The sequence below is a fragment of the Actinobacillus indolicus genome, from assembly GCF_004519515.1.
GTDB classification, from domain to species: domain Bacteria; phylum Pseudomonadota; class Gammaproteobacteria; order Enterobacterales; family Pasteurellaceae; genus Glaesserella; species Glaesserella indolica_A.
The window spans coordinates 646589-663910 of sequence record NZ_CP038145.1; the positions used below are offsets into that span (position 1 = coordinate 646589).

16 protein-coding genes are annotated in these 17322 nt (G+C 40.8%); 4 read left to right on the forward strand and 12 right to left on the reverse strand.

Features of this window, described 5'->3' with window-relative positions; all coding sequences use genetic code 11:
* Positions 1–44 precede the first annotated feature (44 nt).
* Together argH and pepQ are read right to left on the reverse strand one after the other, a co-directional pair.
* Entirely contained in the window at positions 45–1421 is a 1377-nt protein-coding gene (gene argH, locus EXH44_RS03065) for an argininosuccinate lyase (protein WP_162856224.1), read from the reverse strand.
* A 102-nt stretch (positions 1422–1523) separates the two neighbouring features.
* The gene (pepQ, locus tag EXH44_RS03070; protein WP_162856225.1) at positions 1524–2843 is read right to left on the reverse strand and encodes a Xaa-Pro dipeptidase; all 1320 of its coding nucleotides are present in this window, start codon (positions 2841–2843) and stop codon (positions 1524–1526) included.
* Between the two features lie 209 nt (positions 2844–3052).
* On the opposite strand from pepQ, the gene tusA reads away from it, so the two are divergent.
* Positions 3053–3292 carry a sulfurtransferase TusA gene (gene tusA / locus EXH44_RS03075; RefSeq protein ID WP_135672812.1) on the forward strand — a complete coding sequence of 80 codons (240 nt, stop codon included), beginning with the start codon at positions 3053–3055 and terminating at the stop codon, positions 3290–3292.
* Between the two features lie 58 nt (positions 3293–3350).
* On the opposite strand, the gene rraB is transcribed toward tusA, so the two are convergent.
* The 5 genes from rraB to EXH44_RS03100 all read right to left on the reverse strand — a co-directional run bounded on the left by rraB (position 3351) and on the right by EXH44_RS03100 (position 8252).
* A complete protein-coding gene (gene rraB / locus EXH44_RS03080) occupies positions 3351–3779 on the reverse strand; it encodes a ribonuclease E inhibitor RraB (RefSeq protein WP_162856226.1) in 429 nt (142 codons plus the stop codon).
* Between the two features lie 3 nt (positions 3780–3782).
* Positions 3783–4412: a ribosome biogenesis GTP-binding protein YihA/YsxC gene (yihA, locus tag EXH44_RS03085; protein ID WP_026916806.1), complete on the reverse strand. Its 630-nt coding sequence runs from the start codon at positions 4410–4412 to the stop codon at positions 3783–3785.
* 64 nt (positions 4413–4476) lie between these two features.
* Complete coding sequence (locus EXH44_RS03090) at positions 4477–4893, reverse strand: DUF805 domain-containing protein (protein ID WP_162856227.1); 417 nt, start codon at positions 4891–4893, stop codon at positions 4477–4479.
* Entirely contained in the window at positions 4893–7502 is a 2610-nt protein-coding gene (pepN, locus tag EXH44_RS03095; protein WP_162856228.1) for an aminopeptidase N, read from the reverse strand. Before pepN ends, EXH44_RS03090 begins: the two co-directional genes overlap by 1 nt.
* Before the next feature lie 66 nt (positions 7503–7568).
* On the reverse strand, positions 7569–8252 hold the full coding sequence (locus EXH44_RS03100; protein ID WP_162856229.1) for a YggS family pyridoxal phosphate-dependent enzyme: 684 nt from the start codon (positions 8250–8252) through the stop codon (positions 7569–7571).
* A 67-nt stretch (positions 8253–8319) separates the two neighbouring features.
* Here EXH44_RS03100 and EXH44_RS03105 point away from each other — a divergent pair, with 67 nt between their 5' ends.
* Complete coding sequence (locus EXH44_RS03105; RefSeq protein ID WP_162856230.1) at positions 8320–8859, forward strand: KdsC family phosphatase; 540 nt, start codon at positions 8320–8322, stop codon at positions 8857–8859.
* Between the two features lie 24 nt (positions 8860–8883).
* Here the strand turns inward: EXH44_RS03105 and parE are convergent, their stop codons facing one another.
* Entirely contained in the window at positions 8884–10791 is a 1908-nt protein-coding gene (gene parE / locus EXH44_RS03110) for a DNA topoisomerase IV subunit B (protein ID WP_162856231.1), read from the reverse strand.
* 140 nt (positions 10792–10931) lie between these two features.
* Positions 10932–11318, reverse strand: a complete 387-nt coding sequence (gene cueR / locus EXH44_RS03115) for a Cu(I)-responsive transcriptional regulator (RefSeq protein ID WP_162856232.1) — start codon at positions 11316–11318, stop codon at positions 10932–10934.
* Between the two features lie 71 nt (positions 11319–11389).
* Here cueR and EXH44_RS03120 point away from each other — a divergent pair, with 71 nt between their 5' ends.
* On the forward strand, positions 11390–11593 hold the full coding sequence (locus EXH44_RS03120; RefSeq protein ID WP_162856233.1) for a heavy-metal-associated domain-containing protein: 204 nt from the start codon (positions 11390–11392) through the stop codon (positions 11591–11593).
* Positions 11594–11597: 4 nt separating this feature from the next.
* On the forward strand, positions 11598–13745 hold the full coding sequence (locus EXH44_RS03125; protein WP_162856234.1) for a heavy metal translocating P-type ATPase: 2148 nt from the start codon (positions 11598–11600) through the stop codon (positions 13743–13745).
* 54 nt (positions 13746–13799) lie between these two features.
* On the opposite strand, the gene lpxC is transcribed toward EXH44_RS03125, so the two are convergent.
* From lpxC to ftsA, 3 genes are read right to left on the reverse strand one after another with little or no spacing between them, the layout of a single operon-like run.
* Entirely contained in the window at positions 13800–14720 is a 921-nt protein-coding gene (gene lpxC / locus EXH44_RS03130; RefSeq protein ID WP_162856235.1) for a UDP-3-O-acyl-N-acetylglucosamine deacetylase, read from the reverse strand.
* A 25-nt stretch (positions 14721–14745) separates the two neighbouring features.
* Positions 14746–15978 (reverse strand): cell division protein FtsZ, encoded by a 1233-nt coding sequence (gene ftsZ, locus EXH44_RS03135; RefSeq protein WP_162856236.1) that lies wholly within the window; start codon positions 15976–15978, stop codon positions 14746–14748.
* A gap of 42 nt (positions 15979–16020) precedes the next feature.
* Entirely contained in the window at positions 16021–17298 is a 1278-nt protein-coding gene (ftsA, locus tag EXH44_RS03140; protein WP_162856237.1) for a cell division protein FtsA, read from the reverse strand.
* Between the last annotated feature and the right edge of the window lie 24 nt (positions 17299–17322).

Genomic DNA, 17322 nt, shown 5'->3' on the forward strand with positions numbered 1-17322 from the left:
TTTTATATAGACAAAAGGGATGTATCGCTACATCCCCATTCTTATTATTGATTTAGATTTTGTTTTGCTGCGGCAATCGCTTCAGCCACACGTTCTAAGTTCACACCACCTTTGGCACAACGTTTTGCCAAACAAGAGTCTAACGATAAAATCGGATAAACATCATCGCCAATCACAGAATGGAATTGCTTGAATTCGTCTAAATTCAGCTCTTCTAACGCTTTTTTCTGACTGATTGCATAAACCACTGCTTCACCGACAATGTGGTGTGCCTCACGGAACGGAATACCTTTCGCAACCAAGTAATCTGCAAGTTCTGTTGCATTTGCATAACCTTGCTGTGCTGCTTCTTTGGTACGCTCAGTATCGACTTTAATATCTTCTAACACCAATGCTGAAATATTGACGCACGCTTGCCACGTTTCAATCGCATCAAAAATACCTTCTTTGTCTTCCTGCATATCTTTGTTATAAGCTAAAGGTAAGCCTTTTAAGGTTGCTAATAAACCGCTTAATGCACCAAACACACGCCCTGTTTTACCACGCACAAGCTCACAAGCATCGGGGTTTTTCTTCTGTGGCATTAATGATGAACCTGAAGTCACACGATCTGAGAGTTCGACAAAGTGAGATTCGCCGCTGTTAAAGATGATGAGATCCTCAGCAAAACGAGAAAGGTGCATCATACTGATAGAAGCCGCCGCTAAAAGTTCTAACACGTGATCACGGTCAGATACACTGTCTAAACTGTTACGAGTCGCAGTTTCAAATCCAAGGTCTTGTGCGAGTAAATCACGGTCGATTGCATAAGCCGTACCCGCTAACGCCCCTGAACCTAGTGGGCAAGTATTCATTCGTTTATAAGCATCGGTTAAACGGCTGTAATCACGATCTAGCATCTCGTAATATGCCATACACCAATGGGCAAAGGTGATCGGCTGAGCCCGTTGTAAATGGGTATAACCTGGCATTACAGAAAGTTGATTAGCTTCTGCGGTTTCCACCAATTTTTCTTGTAACGCACGGATAGACTCTTGTAGTGAAAGCACTTGGGCTTTACACCATAATTTCATATCCACGGCAACTTGGTCGTTACGGCTACGTCCTGTGTGCAATTTTTTACCGAGGTCACCGACTTTTTTAATCAGTTGAAGCTCAACCCAGCTATGAATATCTTCGGCATCTTCCTGTAGCACAATGGCTAAATTAGGTGCAACTTCAGCTCGTAACTGTTTTAACGCTTGAATAAGATCGTTTAATTCTGTTTGAGTAATGATCCCAACAGAATGAATTGCTTTCGCCCAACCGATTGAACCATCAATATCTTGTAATGCCAAACGGTAGTCAAAACGTAATGAATCGTTGAAATATTTAAATTGTTGATCTGCTTGTTGTGTGAAACGTCCACCCCAAAGTGCCATATCAGTATCCTTTGTACGAAAAAATGATTTGCAAATAAAAAAGCGGTTCTCACCGCTTGTCTTGGTGATCATTATGCATAATTATGCAGTTAAACTCAATAATTATTTAATGATTTGTGCTGCTTTTGCCGTTAAGTTTTCTGCGCCAGTCGCTCTCATCACAATGTTATCTTCCGTCCGAATGCCGCCGTAGCGTTTAAATTCATCGATTTTCTGCCAGTTAAAGAAACGTACAAGCGGATGGTTCTTCCATTGATTTAGCAACATCTCAATAAAATAGAAGCCAGGTTCAATGGTAAGCACCATACCTTCGGCTAAATCACGAGTGCAACGCAAACTTGGGTAAATCTCAGGCGGTGCTTTGTGTGTGCCACGGTGGTTTTGTTGGAAACCTGCAACATCGTGGACTTGCAAGCCGAGCTGATGCCCTAAGCCGTGTGGGAAGAAAGTACGGCTAATACCCTCTTCAAAAATTTGATCGGCAGGTAATTTCACAAACTCAAACTGATGAAGCATTTGCGAGATCCAACGGTGCATTTGGGTATGGTAACTCAGATAATTCATCCCCACTTGCATATCAGCAATCGTATCCAGTTTAAACTGTTCCATTTGAGCAACCATGGTGGCAAATTCACTTTGTGGATCAAAGGCATAGGTTCGGGTGAGATCAGAGGCATAACCAAGATAGCTTGTGCCAGCATCAAGTAAAAAACTGTGGCGTTCGCAAGGTGGCGTGAAATCCAATTTTGTATAATGTAGAATAGCACTATGCTGATTGACGGCAACAATATTGCCATAAGGCACATTGTTATCCGATTGTTTGGTCGCTTGAAGATAGGCTAGATTGATTTCAAACTCACTTTTACCTGCCAAAAAAGCCTCTTTTGCCGCTTGATGTCCTGCTAAAGCGGTAAGTTGAGCTTGATAAATGCACTCAATTTCAAATTCACTTTTGATCGAACGCTCAAAATGCAGTACATTTAGCACTTTCTGTGGATTGATATGCTCAAAACCTAGCGATTTGGCAAGCTCCGTTTGTTCACCAATAAAGGCACAATGGGTCGGATTAAGGATATATTGTTGAATTTGTTGGCTATCCGTGAGCATTTGCCATTCAAACTCATCAGCAAAAAATGCCGATGTCGGCGGATTTGGCGTACAATGCCAATAATCTTGCGGTGCATAAAAATAGAGTTTCGGTTTATTTTTACCGTCTAAAAAAAGCCAACTTTGTTCTGCAGTGGGATCAGGGAAAATATAATTAAAATGCGGATTGATTTTAAATGGCGATGTTTGGTCATCTAAAAAATGATATTTTGCCTGCCCTGCATAAATCCAAAGCCCGTCAAGACGAGCCAGCTCTAAGGCGTGCTGTACAATTTGTTGAATGCGTGCGATATGTTGTGAAAAGATATGTTGCATAAAGATCCCTTATATAATCATCCCCTCTCCCGAAAATGCGGGAGAGGAAAGAGCAAATCGAAGATTTGCGGAGGGAGAGGGCTTTGCAAATTTTTTGTGAAATCTGACCGCTTGCCCTCTCTCTGCCCCAAATAGCCTTACGCTATTTTGGGCTGTCTCTCTCCCGTGAACGGAAGAGAGTAAATTTTTACATAGATAAGATAATAAATATGACCGAACTAACCATTAACCACACTTTAGATACCCTAGGGCTACGTTGCCCTGAACCCGTAATGCTTACTCGTAAAACCATTCGCAATATGGCAGACGGTGAAGTGTTGCTAATTATTGCTGATGACCCCGCAACTACTCGTGATATTCCGAGTTTTTGTCAATTTATGGATCATCAGCTATTAAAAAGTCAAACAGATACTAAGCCTTATCAATATTGGGTAAAAAAAGGTTTATAGAGAACAAGCGGTGAGATTTTGCAAAAAATTTGCAAGATCTCACCGCTTGTCCATTTAATTAATGACGACGTTCATCATCAAAATTATCATCTTCGTCATCGAAAAATTCGCCGTCATCGCCATATTCATCTTCATCACTGTTTGGATCTTCAAAATAAGTTCCCCAGCCTTCATAAACCGCACCCGATTTTTCGATTAACGGCAGTAGCTCTTTTTGTTGAGCGGTAATAAGTTCCGCATCTAGTTTAATTTCGCTAACAATATCGCACACAAACACGAGATCGCCATTCTCTTCTTCCACTTCTTCCGCTTCAGAAATCTCATAGCCCAACTTATAAGCATCTACAACTAATTTCTCAAGTTTATCGAAATCGTGATGAGCAACGTGGTGTTCGATAATATAAAGGGCTTCAGGATCGCTTCCATCGGCTAATAAAGATTCGATGATTTCATCGGTTTCTTGGCGTAATTCGGTTAAGTTATACATAAGTTATCCCTCTTGGGTTTGAGTAAAAATTTCGGCGAACCAACTATCTAATTTAGTCGCAAGTTTATCAATACCAATACGATTTAACGCAGAATAGGCTTCGACTTGCACATCGCCTTGAAACGGTAAAATTGCTTCCCGCACCATTTTGACGGTTTTGCTTCTCGCACTTTGGCTAAGTTTATCTGCTTTGGTAAGTAGCAATAATACAGGCAACTCCGCAGATACCGCCCACTCGATCATCTGCTGATCGAGATCTTTCAACGGGTGGCGAATATCCATTAAAATTACTACGCCCCGTAAACATTCACGTTTCTGCAAATACTCACCTAAAGAGCGTTGCCACTGAAGTTTCATCTGCTCAGGCACCGCCGCATAGCCATAGCCAGGTAAATCGACTAATTTACAGTTGGGTTCTACTTCAAATAAGTTAATTAACTGCGTACGCCCTGGGGTTTTAGAAGTACGAGCCAAGTTCTTTTGGTTAGTTAAGGCATTTAATGCCGTCGATTTCCCTGCATTTGAACGCCCTGCAAAGGCAATTTCCACGCCACTGTCTTCAGGTAAGTGGCGAATATCAGGTGCAGAGGTTAAAAAATGGGTTTTGTGGTAATTAAGTTTTATTTCGGTCATTTTGAATTTGTTTGTTATTAAAATTCGTAACTAGCTCCCCTCTTTGAAAAGAGAGGAACTCATATTATCTAAATCTCACGCTCAATCCTTTCTCACCATACTGATTTGCTTCAGGGTTGCCGGCAAACACGCCCCATTCCATCACTAAGATTGTCGAGATAAATGCTGGCATCATAATACCAAGCATCCATGCCATATTTCCCTCAGCACCTAAGGAAGTTAAGTAGCACAAAATCGGGACTAGAACCATCATTAGTGCTTTACCTGAACGGTTACGATCATGTAAGCGTTTCACAATAATTGCTGACAGACTAAAAAATGAAAGCGTTAAAGGAAGAACGCTGATCCAACTGAAAGCGGTCGGATTTAAGATAAAATTTGCAAAAATAAATAAAAATGCAAAATTAACCCCAAAGCCAATCCAAAAGCCTTTGCGGTTTAACCTTCCGTGAAAGGAAAATAACGCTTGATGCCAAATCATTACTGCAACGCCTTTTCAATTTTCTCAAACAGATCACGAGCAAGATTATCTAAGCCTTTCAAACGCTCTAAACCACGACGCATCAGGGTTTGGCGTTGAGTGTCATAACGAGAAAGTTTAATTAATGGTTCAATTAAACGAGCTGCGACCTGTGGATTACTTTCGTTCATCTTAATCAACATATCCACTAAGAAACGATAACCAGAGCCGTCAATGGCGTGGAATGCACTTGGATTTTGACTTGCAAATGCTCCAACTAATGAACGCACACGGTTTGGATTTTTAAAGTTAAAACTTGGGTGCGTTAATAAATCTTGCACAATTTCAAGTACATTTTCATCTGGACGTGTCGCCTGTAAAGCAAACCATTTATCCATCACTAAACCGTCGTGTTGCCATTTTTGTTCAAAATCGGCAAGAAGCTGATCTCGGCAAGCGAGTTGTGCTTTGGTTGAAGCTGAGAGTGCAGCCAAAGTATCCGTCATATTGTTTGCTTGATGATAATGTTTGTGTACCAAGGTATTACCCACTTCGGTAAAGGCAAGGTAAGACAAGCAAACATTGCGTAATGCACGTTTTGCCAAATCATCGGCAACCACACGGTATTCCGTTAATTTATTTTGGTTGTAAACGACTAAGAAACGATCTTTTAATTCATCAGCAATCGCTTGTTGCATAAAGTGGCGAACAGCCGCAATGCCCGTAGGATCGATCACTTTAAACAACTCTGCAAATTCCGTTTCTTTTGGCAAGGTTAAGGTTAAAGCGGCGAGTTCTGGATCTTTATTTGCATTGTCGATCACAAAGGTGAGTGCTTCTAACAAACCTTGTGAGAATGCCATTGCTTCGCCCTGTTGGTAGCGACTTAGATTTTCACGCAACTCATTGTTAAACAACATTTGTGCCACGTCCCAACGTACAAAATCATTCTCAGCAAATTTCAATAGCGTCAAAAGCTGTTCTGTTGAATAGTCGTAATCTAAACGCACAGGGGCAGAGAAATCACACAACAGTGCAGGCACTGGGCGTTGTTGCACATTATGGAACTCAAAGGTTTGATGTTCGTGGACTACATCTAACACATCACTGACGGTTAATAATTCGTGTTGTAAATTGATTTTCTTACCATCTTGACTATATAACGCCACTTTCAACGGAATATGTAAATTCACTTTCTCAAGCTGATCGGCGGTTGGTGGCGTACTTTGAGAAACGTGCAAGCGGTAGGTATGGCGTTTTTCATCATACTCATCAGAAATTGTTAATTCAGGTGTACCTGATTGACTATACCAACGGCGGAACAGATCTAAATCCACCCCTGAAGCACGTTCCATTGCAGACACAAAATCTTCGCAGGTTGCCGCCGTGCCATCATTTTCTGCCACATAGAGTTTCATTCCTTTTTGGAAACGCTCTTCGCCGAGTAAGGTATGGATCATTCGAATAACTTCCGCCCCTTTTTCATAGACGGTAACTGTATAGAAGTTATTCATTTCAATCACTTTTTCAGGGCGAATAGGGTGAGCCATCGGGCTTGCATCTTCAGCAAATTGTACCGCACGCAACAAACGCACATCTTCAATTCGTTTTGCCGATCTTGACCATAAATCTGAAGTAAACTCTTGGTCACGGAAAACTGTCAAACCTTCTTTTAAACTGAGTTGGAACCAGTCACGGCAAGTAATACGGTTGCCAGTCCAGTTATGGAAATACTCGTGAGCAATCACCGCTTCAACATTCAAATAATCATCGTCCGTTGCAGTTTGCGGGTTAGCCAGCACAAATTTCGAATTAAAAATGTTTAACCCTTTATTTTCCATTGCCCCCATATTAAAGAAATCGACCGCCACGATCATATAAATATCTAAATCATACTCTAACCCAAAACGCTCTTCGTCCCATTTCATTGAACGTTTTAAGCTCTCCATCGCCCAAGTAGCACGGTCAAGATTTCCCCGATCCACATAGATTTCAAGGGCGACTTCACGTCCGCTCATCGTGATAAACTTATCTTGTAACAGATCAAAATCCCCTGCGACTAAGGCAAATAAATAGCTTGGTTTGAAGAACGGATCTTCCCACTCAACCCAGTGACGACCATCGTCCAACTCCCCTTGAGCAATACGATTGCCATTAGAAAGCAGGTATGGATATTTACTCTTACAAGCGGTGATTTTAGTGCGATATTTTGCAAGTACATCAGGGCGATCAAGCATATACGTAATCTGACGAAAGCCTTCAGCTTCACATTGAGTGCAGATCCCTTCACCCGATTGATATAACCCTTGCAGTGATGTATTGGTTGATGGATTGAGCTTGGTCTGAATTTCCAACTCAAATTGATCCGCAGGGGAATGGGCTAAATTTAAGGTCAAAGACTCATCATCTTTTTGATATTCTTTAAATGGCTCGCCATTAAATTTAATCGATAAAAACTCAAAGCTATGCCCATCTAAACGTAATGTAGTCGCGTCCGCATTTTTACGCACGACTGACAACGTCGATGTGACAATCGTCTGCTCAGGATCAAGCTGAACATCAAGATAAATTTGATGAATCGTAAAATCAGGCTGACGGTAATCTTTTCTAAATTTTGCTTTAGGTTGCATAGCTTTTCCCTTAGTTTTTTTGAATATGGAAAGGATAAGAATATTTGTCTTTAAGTGCAATCAAATTTAAGATCTTGCCCCAAAAATCGCCGTGCCGATACGCACCATGGTTGAACCGCATTCAATCGCACTCTGCATATCATCAGACATTCCCATTGATAGCGTATCAATCCCTTCAAATTTGGATTGCAGTTGAAGAAAGAGTTCATTCATTTGAGCTAAGGCGATTTTCTGTTGCTCAGGCTCACTTTCAGGCTTCGGAATTGCCATTAAACCACGCAATTTTAAACGTGGCAGTTGGCTAATTTGAGTGGCTAATTCTAGCATTTCTTTCGCAGAAATACCCGATTTAGATGCTTCATCACTGATATTAATTTGGATTAAAACGTTTAATTCAGGCAGATGTTCAGGGCGTTGCTCGCTTAAACGTTGTACAATTTTGAGCCTGTCTATCGTTTGAACCCAATCAAAATGCTCTGCGACGGGGCGTGTTTTATTGGATTGTAATAAACCGATAAAGTGCCATTCTAATGTGTCGTTATTCGCAAAATGTTGAATTTTTTCAATACCTTCTTGCACATAATTTTCGCCGAAAGCACGTTGTCCTGCTTCAATGGCTTCGGCAATGGCTGAAATGGGTTTAGTTTTGCTCACCGCAAGTAGTTTCACACTCTGTTCAGGGCGATTAGCTTGCTGACAATATTGTTGAATTTGTTGAGAAATTGTCGCTAAATTTTGAGAAATCGACATTGGCTACTCCAAAAGGCTATAATGAGCAAGATCATAAAACTCCACTTAACTGAAATCAAGGATACTTATGCAAAGACTAACAAAAATTAAACTTGTGATTACCGATGTGGACGGTGTACTTACTGATGGGAGCTTATATTATTCTGAAAATGGCGAAGCATTAAAATACTTCAATGTGAAAGACGGTTTAGGGATCAAAATGCTCCTTGCTTGTGGTATTCAAGTTGCCGTGCTGTCAGGTGGTGACACCCCGATTTTACGCCGTCGTATTAAAGATTTAGGTATTCCCCTTTTCCAACTTGGCAAAATGTCTAAACGTGATGCCTGTTTTGAATTAATGCAACAAGCGGGGGTTTCAGCCGAAGAAACTGCATTTTTAGGCGATGATACGCTGGACTTACCTGCATTTGAAGTCTGTGGATTAGCGGTTGCTGTGGGCGATGCCTTTGATTATGTCAAAAATCAGGCTGATTTAGTCTTAACGCGTAAAGGCGGACATTCCGCATTCCGTGAGCTTTCCGATATGATTTTAAAAGCCCAAGGCAAAGAAGAAGTTTATGCCACTGCAGATGGGTTTATGAAAGTGGTTCATCAGATGGCGCAATAAATAAGGGGCATTTAGCCCCTATCTTTATATATCTAAATCTGCTTCATCACCACGGTTTTGCAACCATTGCTTTCTATCTTCCGCTCGCTTTTTAGCAAGTAGCATATCCATTAATTCAAAGGTAGAAGTACTTTCTTCTTCACTTTGCTCTTCCAGAACTAATTGAACTAAACGGCGAGTACTCGGATTCATCGTAGTTTCACGTAGCTGTTCAGGGTTCATTTCACCCAATCCTTTAAAGCGTTGAACGTTTGGCGTGCCTTTTTTCTTTGCAAGGCGAGCCAAAATGCTCTCTTTTTCTGCTTCATCTAACGCATAATGCACTTCATCCTTACCAATATCAATACGATAAAGCGGTGGCATTGCTACATACACATGCCCATTCTTCACTAAGGTAGGGAAATGGCGTAGAAATAACGCACACAGTAATGTTGCGATGTGCAATCCATCCGAATCCGCATCAGCAAGAATACAGACTTTACCGTAACGTAGCTGACTTAAATCGTCATTATCGGGATCGATACCTAATGCAACAGCAATATCATGCACTTCCGTTGAAGCTAAAACTTGATCGGGAGACACTTCCCAAGTATTTAAAATTTTTCCTCTCAAAGGCAAGATCGCTTGAAACTCTTTATCTCTCGCTTTCTTCGCTGAACCGCCCGCAGAATCCCCTTCGACTAAGAACAATTCGGTCCGTGTAATATCTTGGGAGTTACAATCTGCTAATTTACCAGGGAGCGCTGGACCATTTACTAATTTTTTACGAACAACTTTCTTTTCTGCTTGTAAACGTCTCTGAGCAGAGCTAATTGCCATTTCCGCCAGTTGTTCGGCAACTTGGACATTTTGGTTTAGCCATAAACTAAAGGCATCTTTTACACTATTTTCAACATAACTCGCCGCTTGTCGTGATGATAAACGCTCTTTGGTTTGCCCTGCAAACTGTGGCTCTTGCATTTTAAGCGATAGCACATAGCAACAACGCCCCCAAACATCATCGGCAGTTAATTTGACACCTTTAGGCAACAGATTTCTAAAATCACAAAATTCAGCCATCGCCTTAAATAAACCTTGACGCAAGCCATTGACGTGCGTACCGCCAAGAGCCGTTGGAATCAAGTTTACATAGCTTTCATTGATCTGATCGCCACCCTCTGTGAGCCAGCTTAACGCCCAACTCACTGCTTCAGTTTCGCCAACAACTTCACCAACAAATAGTGGATTTGGCAGATATTCATATTCTTTTAATGCATCTGTTAAATAATCACGCAAGCCATCTTCGTAGTACCACGTTTCTTGGGTGTTGTTGATATGGTCGATAAAATTGATGGTTAATTTAGGGCAAAGTACCGCCTTGGCTCGCAATAGATGACGTAGGCGACTAACCGAAAACTTCGGCGAATCAAAATATTTTGGATTTGGATAAAAGCGAACCGTTGTGCCCGTTTGGCGTTTTGGACAAGTACCGATCACTTTCAACTCTTCCACTTTAACGCCATTTGCAAAAGCAATAGTATAAATCTCACCATTACGTTTAATAGTGATCTCCACCCTTTCAGAAAGGGCATTTACAACGGAAATCCCTACGCCGTGCAAACCGCCTGAAAAGGTGTAATTTTTATTGGAGAACTTACCGCCTGCGTGCAGTTTTGTCAGGATAAGTTCCACCCCCGAAATTTTTTCCGTCGAGTGAATATCAACAGGCATACCCCGTCCATTATCAACGACTTCAAGAGAATTATCGCTATGTAAGATCACATCAATTTGATTAGCAAAGCCTGATAACGCTTCATCAACACTGTTATCAATTACTTCTTGCCCTAAGTGATTTGGACGAGTGGTATCAGTGTACATACCTGGGCGAAGTTGCACAGGTTCAAGATCTTTGAGAACGGTAATTTCATCAGCACCGTAGCGTTTTTCAGACATAGTAGAGCTCTTATAATCAATTAATGTAAATAAAAACAGGGGGGAATTTTAACGAATTTCTGCCAATGGCTCAACTTAAAACAGCAAGCGGTTAGTTTCAGTGACTTTTTTGCAAAAAATTAGGCAAATCCTACCGCTTGCTACTGTTGTAATCCTTTTAAAATCGCACATTCCGATTTCTCATTACCACAACAAGAACGATTCCAACTTTGCAATAAATTCAACATTGCTTGTAAATCGGCAATCTTATCTTGCAATTCAATAATGTGCTGTTCTGTCAATTTTTTCACATCACGGCTTGCTCTATTTGGATCATCATTTAACTTTAATAATTCTCCGATCTGTTGAAGGGAAAAGCCGACTTTACGGGCATTGCTAATAAAATGTAACCGCTCTACGTCTTTTTCCGAATAAAGACGGTAACCCGACTCACTGCGTTGAGCATGCGGTAGTAGTCCTGCTTTTTCATAATCACGAATCTGTTTGGCGGTTAATCCTGATAATTTTGCTGCTTGGCTGATATTCATAACACTTGACCTTCACCTAGGGTAAAGGTTTATTATGCACTTAATTTATTCAAATACAAAAGGAAAATAAAATGGCAACAATCACATTACAACTTGATGGCTTACATTGTGGCAATTGTGTGAAAAGTGTGGATAAAGCACTACGAGAATTACCAACGGTAAGCGACGTAAAAATTGATTTAGCAACCCAAATGGCTACTATTGAAAGTGAGGAACAGGCAAAAACCTTGATTGATGCTATTGTTGATATTGGCTTTGAGGCAAAAGAGGTATAAATCAATGTCACAAGAGCAACAATTTTTACTCAACGGTTTGCATTGTGCGGCTTGTGTTCGACGTGTGGAAACGGTGATCGGACGATTAGCAGATGTGGAATATGTGTCAGTTAATTTAGCTGATCAAACTGCCTTTGTACAAGGCAAGGTCACGGCTGATTCGGTAGTACAAGCAGTGACGAAAATCGGTTTTGGTGCAGAATTACTAGAAAGCGAAGAGATTCGTCGAGCCAAACAACAAGCTCAAACTGCCACGCTCTTAACGCAGAAGCGTCGTCAATTTATCGTGGCATTAGCTGTCGGGGCAATCTTAATGACATACGGTATGATATTCGGTATGTCACCGACCGTAGAAAATCGTCCGCTTTGGCTCGCTTGGGCGGCAATCACCGCCAGCACGATGTTTTTTAGCGGTAAGCACTTCTTCACAGGAGCGTGGACAAGTCTAAAACATCGTGCTGCCACAATGGACACCCTGATTGCGATTAGCACAGGCGTTGCCTTTGTTTATTCGTTGTATTTAACGCTGTTTCCACAACCTCATTCCCATTTGTACTATGAAGCTAGTGTGATGATCATCGGCTTTCTCAATTTGGGCAAATATCTTGAATTGAAAGCGAAACAGCGCTCATCGCTTGCCTTAGAAAAATTGTTGGATTTAGCACCACAACAAGCGGTTATTTTTGATGGGGAAATTGCAAAAACCATTTCGACTAAAGGAATCAAACCACAAATGCGGATTCAGGCACTTACAGGCGACAGATTTGCCGTGGACGGCGTGTTGCAGAGCGGTTCATTATGGGTAGATGAATCAATGCTCACAGGCGAGGCGTTACCTGTTGAGAAACGAGTAGGCGATAAAGTGCGAGCTGGAACTATTATCCAAGACGGAGCAGGTATTTATCTTGCCGAGCAAGTGGGTTCTCAAACTGCACTGGCTCGGATTATTTCTGCAGTCCGTCACGCACAATCCTCTAAACCACCCTTAGCGCAATGGGTCGATAAGGTTGCAGCGGTGTTTGTGCCTATTGTGGTGAGTATTGCCTTGTTCAGTGCATTAATTTGGTTGGTATTAGGTCAAGATTTTGCCTTTGCATTATCTATTTTCACAACAGTTTTAATCATTGCTTGCCCTTGTGCCTTAGGGCTGGCTATTCCACTTTCCACCATTGCAGGCGTTGCTCGTTCGGCTGAATTGGGTGTATTAGTGAGGAATATTGAAGCACTACAAGCAAGTAGTGAAATTGACACTTTGGTGTTTGACAAAACAGGAACGCTAACCACGGGCAAAATGCTGGTCACTAGAATTGAAGCCTTAGGCAATGTATCTGCTGACGAAGTATTACGTTTAGCTAAAAGCCTTGAACAGCAGGCTGCCCATCCGATTGCTAAAGCGATTGTAAAATATCGCCCTGATCTGACCGCTTATCCTGCGAGTAACATAAAAGTTGCCAAAGGTTTAGGGATTTCAGCTCAAGTGGGTGAAGATAATGTAAAAGTCGGTAATCGGCAATTTGTTGCTTCTGACCTTTGTGAAGAGCAAGATTTGGCTACGCAAGTTTTTGTTTCACTCAATGAACAGGTTATTGGCGTGATCTATTTGCAAGATCAACTTCGTCCTGAAAGCCAAGCGGTTATTACACAATTTAAACAGCAGGGCTATCGCTGCATAATGCTCACGGGCGACCGCCAAGCTACAGCAAACTATTATGCCGAAACATTGGGCTTAGATGAAGTGATTGCAGAAGTGTTGCCGGAGCAGAAAGCTGAACAAATAACGAAGCTACAGCAGCAAGGGAGAAAAGTGGCAATGATCGGTGACGGAATTAATGACTCCCCTGCATTAGCTCAAGCGAATGTTGGTGTTGCAATGTACAATGGTAGTGAAATTGCGATAGAAACTGCGGATCTTTCATTAATGCAATCGGGCTTGCAACCACTAGCAGCAATTTTGCCCTTCTCAAAACAAGTTGTACAAAATATGAAACAGAGCCTGTTTGGTGCCTTTATTTACAATATCATTTCCATTCCAATCGCTTGCGGTGTGCTTTATCCTTTTACTGGCTGGTTATTAAATCCAATGATTGCAGCTGTAGCTATGGCATTGTCGTCTGTGACAGTCGTGTTTAACAGCCAGCGATTGTTAAAATAACAAAAAGGCTTAAAATCTATCTGATTTTAAGCCTTTTATTTGTTTCGTTTTCAATTAAATAAATACTTGTTCTGTAACTTGGTAACCTTGTGGCACTTCTGCTTTATCTTCAAAGGTAACAAATTCCCAAGCATTTTCATTCGCTAAAACTGCACGTAGTAACTTATTGTTTAAACCATGACCTGATTTATAGGCTTTGAAGTCGCCTAAAATATTGTAGCCACACATAAATAAATCACCGACAGCATCTAACATTTTATGGCGAACAAGTTCGTCTTTAAAACGTAAGCCTTCTTCATTCAAAATACGATATTCATCTAAAACAATCGCATTATCAAGGCTACCACCTAACGCTAAACCAATTGATTGAAGATATTCAACATCTTTCATAAAGGTAAAGGTTCTAGCACGGCTTAACTGTTGAATAAAGTGCTGTGCTGAAAATTCCATTTTGTAATTACGCACTTCTTTGGTGATCATTGGGTGCGTAAAATCAATGGTAAAATCTAATTTAAGACCGTGATTGTATGGTTTAAATTCAGCCCATTTATCGCCTTCTTCTACTCGTACATTTTCTTTAATACGAATAAATGTCTTCGGCGCATTCTGCTCTTCAATACCTGCATCTAACAATAGATAGATAAAAGGACTTGAGCTACCATCCATAATTGGAATTTCAGGTGCATCAACTTCTACAATTAAGTTATCTAAACCTAACGCAGACATTGCCGCATTTAAGTGTTCAACTGTCGAAATACGCACACCTTCATCGTTGATCATACAAGTACAAAGGGTTGTATCACGGATAGAATCAGCGCTTGCAGGGAAATAAACGACAGGATCAAGATCTGTTCTTGCGTAAATAATCCCTGTATTTGCAGGTGCTGGGCGTAACGTTAAGGTGACTTTCTTGCCACTGTGCAAGCCAATACCTGTTACTTTTGCTGCTTGTTTAAGGGTTCTTTGTTTAATCATATCGTTTCCTTATTTCCCGAAATGGTTATTGACCATTTCTCATAAACCCAGGGATTGAGTTTGGCGAAAAGACCTGAGCTGTATCTACTTGCTGTGGTCTTGGCGCAGTTTGCTGAACCTGTTGTGGTTGCTGATGCATTTGATGAGTAGCATATTGGTTTTGGTTTGAATAACCACCACCCATATTATTCATAAAATCAGGCTGACGGCCACCAACAAATCCATTATTAACTACAGGTTGCTGAGGAATATCAGCTCGTCCTTGTACACCTGGAATTTTTGGCATTTCTTCTGGCTGGCCAATACCTGTTGCAACTAATGTTACACGGATTTGACCTTCCATTTCTGGATAGAATGCCGAACCAAAGATAATAGCCGCATCTGGATCAGCAAAACTTGTTACATATTCCATGATAGTATTGACTTCTGCAAGTTCAATATCATATCCAGAAGAAATGTTAACAAGGATACCTTTAGCGCCAGATAAATCCACATCTTCTAATAATGGGCTTGCTACCGCTTCTTTTGCGGCATTCTCAGCACGGTTTTCACCATCTGCAATACCTGTTCCCATCATCGCTCTACCCATTTCAGACATCACTTTTTTCACGTCAGCAAAGTCAACGTTTACTAAACCTTCAGAGGTAATCATATCTGTAATACCTAATACAGCATTACGTAATACATCATTTGCGACACCAAAAGCTTCATTAAACTTCACATTTTTTGGTAAAACTTTTAATAATTTGTCATTTTGGATAATAATGAGAGAATCTACATGTTTTGCAAGTTCACGGATACCTTGTTCTGCATATCCTGAACGTTTTTTACCTTCAAAAGAGAATGGTTTTGTAACAATACCGACAGTTAAAGCCCCTTTGCTTTTTGCAATTTCAGCAATAACAGGCGCAGCACCAGTACCTGAACCACCGCCCATGCCAGCCGCGATAAAGACCATATCCGCACCATCAATCATATTGCTTAGTGCTTCACGATCTTCCTCTGCTGCTTGGTGCCCTACATTTGGATCGCCACCTGCACCTAAACCTTTAGTTAATGTAGCACCTATTTGAATCGTATTACGTACAGAGCTACTACGTAATACTTGAGCATCTGTATTTACAGAAAAAAATTCAACACTACCAACATCAGATTGAGTACTACTGACCATGTGGTTTAATGCGTTACCGCCACCGCCACCAACACCGATAACTTTGATGACCGCATCTTGCGTTGCTTCAAAAATAGGTTCAAACATTTGTGATTCTCCCTAAAGGCATAATTCTTTTATTAATGCCCACTAAAAACTTGTTTTTATCCAATTATATGCTTTTTTAGCACCATTACTTACTATATCAATGATACCGCCAATACTGCCATCTGCTTTACCGCTTGGGCTACTATCAGCATCATTGTAGTGACTATATTGTAATAATCCTAATACTGTGGCGTATGATGGCTTATTTACGTAGTCGGTTAATCCCGTAATATTTAACGGATAACCTACTCGAACTTGTGATCCAAAGACAGATTTTGCACATTCTACAATATCTTCTATTTGAGAGCCACCACCTGTAAGCACAATTCCAGCAATTAATTCTTGTTTTATGCCTTTTTGATATAATTCATTGCGTAATTGTGTTAATTCATGGGATACAACCCCTAATAAATCTTGATAACACTGCGATGTGACTTTTGACAACTGCTCTTTAGTAAAAGTTCTTGATGTTCTTCCACCTAAACCCGCAAATTCAATTTTTTTCTCAGGGAAATGTGTTGGTGGAGAAATTGCGCTACCATGATGAACTTTAATCGTTTCCGCTTCTGGGCGAGAGGTTGCAAATACTTGAGCAATGTAATCGGTAACATTATTTCCGCCAAATGGGATAACTTTACTAAAACGTAAAGCACCATCCGTGTAAACGAGTACATCCATCGTACCGCCACCAATATCAATTAAACATACCCCTAGCTCTCTTTCATCGTCCGTTAATACAGAATAACTTGAAGCAAGTCCTGAAAAAACAATTTGATCAATTTTTAATTTGCTACGCTCAACAGCATTTTTTAAGTTACGTAACCAATCATTATGACAAGCAATCAGGTGAGCATGAGCTTGCAATCTCATCCCCGATAAACCAAGTGGATTTTTTGTAGCAGGTAATCTATCCACTTTATACTCTTGCGGAATAATATGTAATGTTTCTAAGCCATCTGGAAGTTTAATGGAACGTGCAATATGAATCGCATTATCTAAATCCTGATCACTTACTGCGCCAGAGAGCGGAACTGTTCCACTTTCATTAAACGCAGTAATATGAGAGCCAGAAAGGGCTAACGTTACCCCCATAATTCGACACTCAGAAATAGATTCTGCTTCTTCAATCGCTCTTTGAATAGAGCTGACTACTGCATCTAAATCAACAACACCGCCACCATAAACGCCTTTAGATTGGCTAACACCCGAGCCAATCACATTAATCACACCATCAGGCAATACTTCACCCACGACGGCAACGACTTTATGAGTGCCGATTTCTAAACCAACGATAACTTTTGAGTCTGCTACTTTTGTCATATTAATTATGTTTGCAAGTTAATA

Bases quoted from the DNA above. Each gene is read 5' to 3' on its own strand.
- cueR (WP_162856232.1), bottom strand. From the start codon at position 11,318: ATGAATATCAGCCAAGCAGCAAAATTATCAGGATTAACCGCCAAACAG.
- tusA (WP_135672812.1), top strand. From the start codon at position 3,053: ATGACCGAACTAACCATTAACCACACTTTAGATACCCTAGGGCTACGT.
- EXH44_RS03105 (WP_162856230.1), top strand. From the start codon at position 8,320: ATGCAAAGACTAACAAAAATTAAACTTGTGATTACCGATGTGGACGGT.
- EXH44_RS03090 (WP_162856227.1), bottom strand. From the start codon at position 4,893: ATGATTTGGCATCAAGCGTTATTTTCCTTTCACGGAAGGTTAAACCGC.
- yihA (WP_026916806.1), bottom strand. From the start codon at position 4,412: ATGACCGAAATAAAACTTAATTACCACAAAACCCATTTTTTAACCTCT.
- EXH44_RS03125 (WP_162856234.1), top strand. From the start codon at position 11,598: ATGTCACAAGAGCAACAATTTTTACTCAACGGTTTGCATTGTGCGGCT.
- argH (WP_162856224.1), bottom strand. From the start codon at position 1,421: ATGGCACTTTGGGGTGGACGTTTCACACAACAAGCAGATCAACAATTT.
- EXH44_RS03120 (WP_162856233.1), top strand. From the start codon at position 11,390: ATGGCAACAATCACATTACAACTTGATGGCTTACATTGTGGCAATTGT.
- rraB (WP_162856226.1), bottom strand. From the start codon at position 3,779: ATGTATAACTTAACCGAATTACGCCAAGAAACCGATGAAATCATCGAA.
- ftsA (WP_162856237.1), bottom strand. From the start codon at position 17,298: ATGACAAAAGTAGCAGACTCAAAAGTTATCGTTGGTTTAGAAATCGGC.
- pepN (WP_162856228.1), bottom strand. From the start codon at position 7,502: ATGCAACCTAAAGCAAAATTTAGAAAAGATTACCGTCAGCCTGATTTT.
- pepQ (WP_162856225.1), bottom strand. From the start codon at position 2,843: ATGCAACATATCTTTTCACAACATATCGCACGCATTCAACAAATTGTA.
- ftsZ (WP_162856236.1), bottom strand. From the start codon at position 15,978: ATGTTTGAACCTATTTTTGAAGCAACGCAAGATGCGGTCATCAAAGTT.
- EXH44_RS03100 (WP_162856229.1), bottom strand. From the start codon at position 8,252: ATGTCGATTTCTCAAAATTTAGCGACAATTTCTCAACAAATTCAACAA.
- parE (WP_162856231.1), bottom strand. From the start codon at position 10,791: ATGTCTGAAAAACGCTACGGTGCTGATGAAATTACCGTTCTCAAAGAT.
- lpxC (WP_162856235.1), bottom strand. From the start codon at position 14,720: ATGATTAAACAAAGAACCCTTAAACAAGCAGCAAAAGTAACAGGTATT.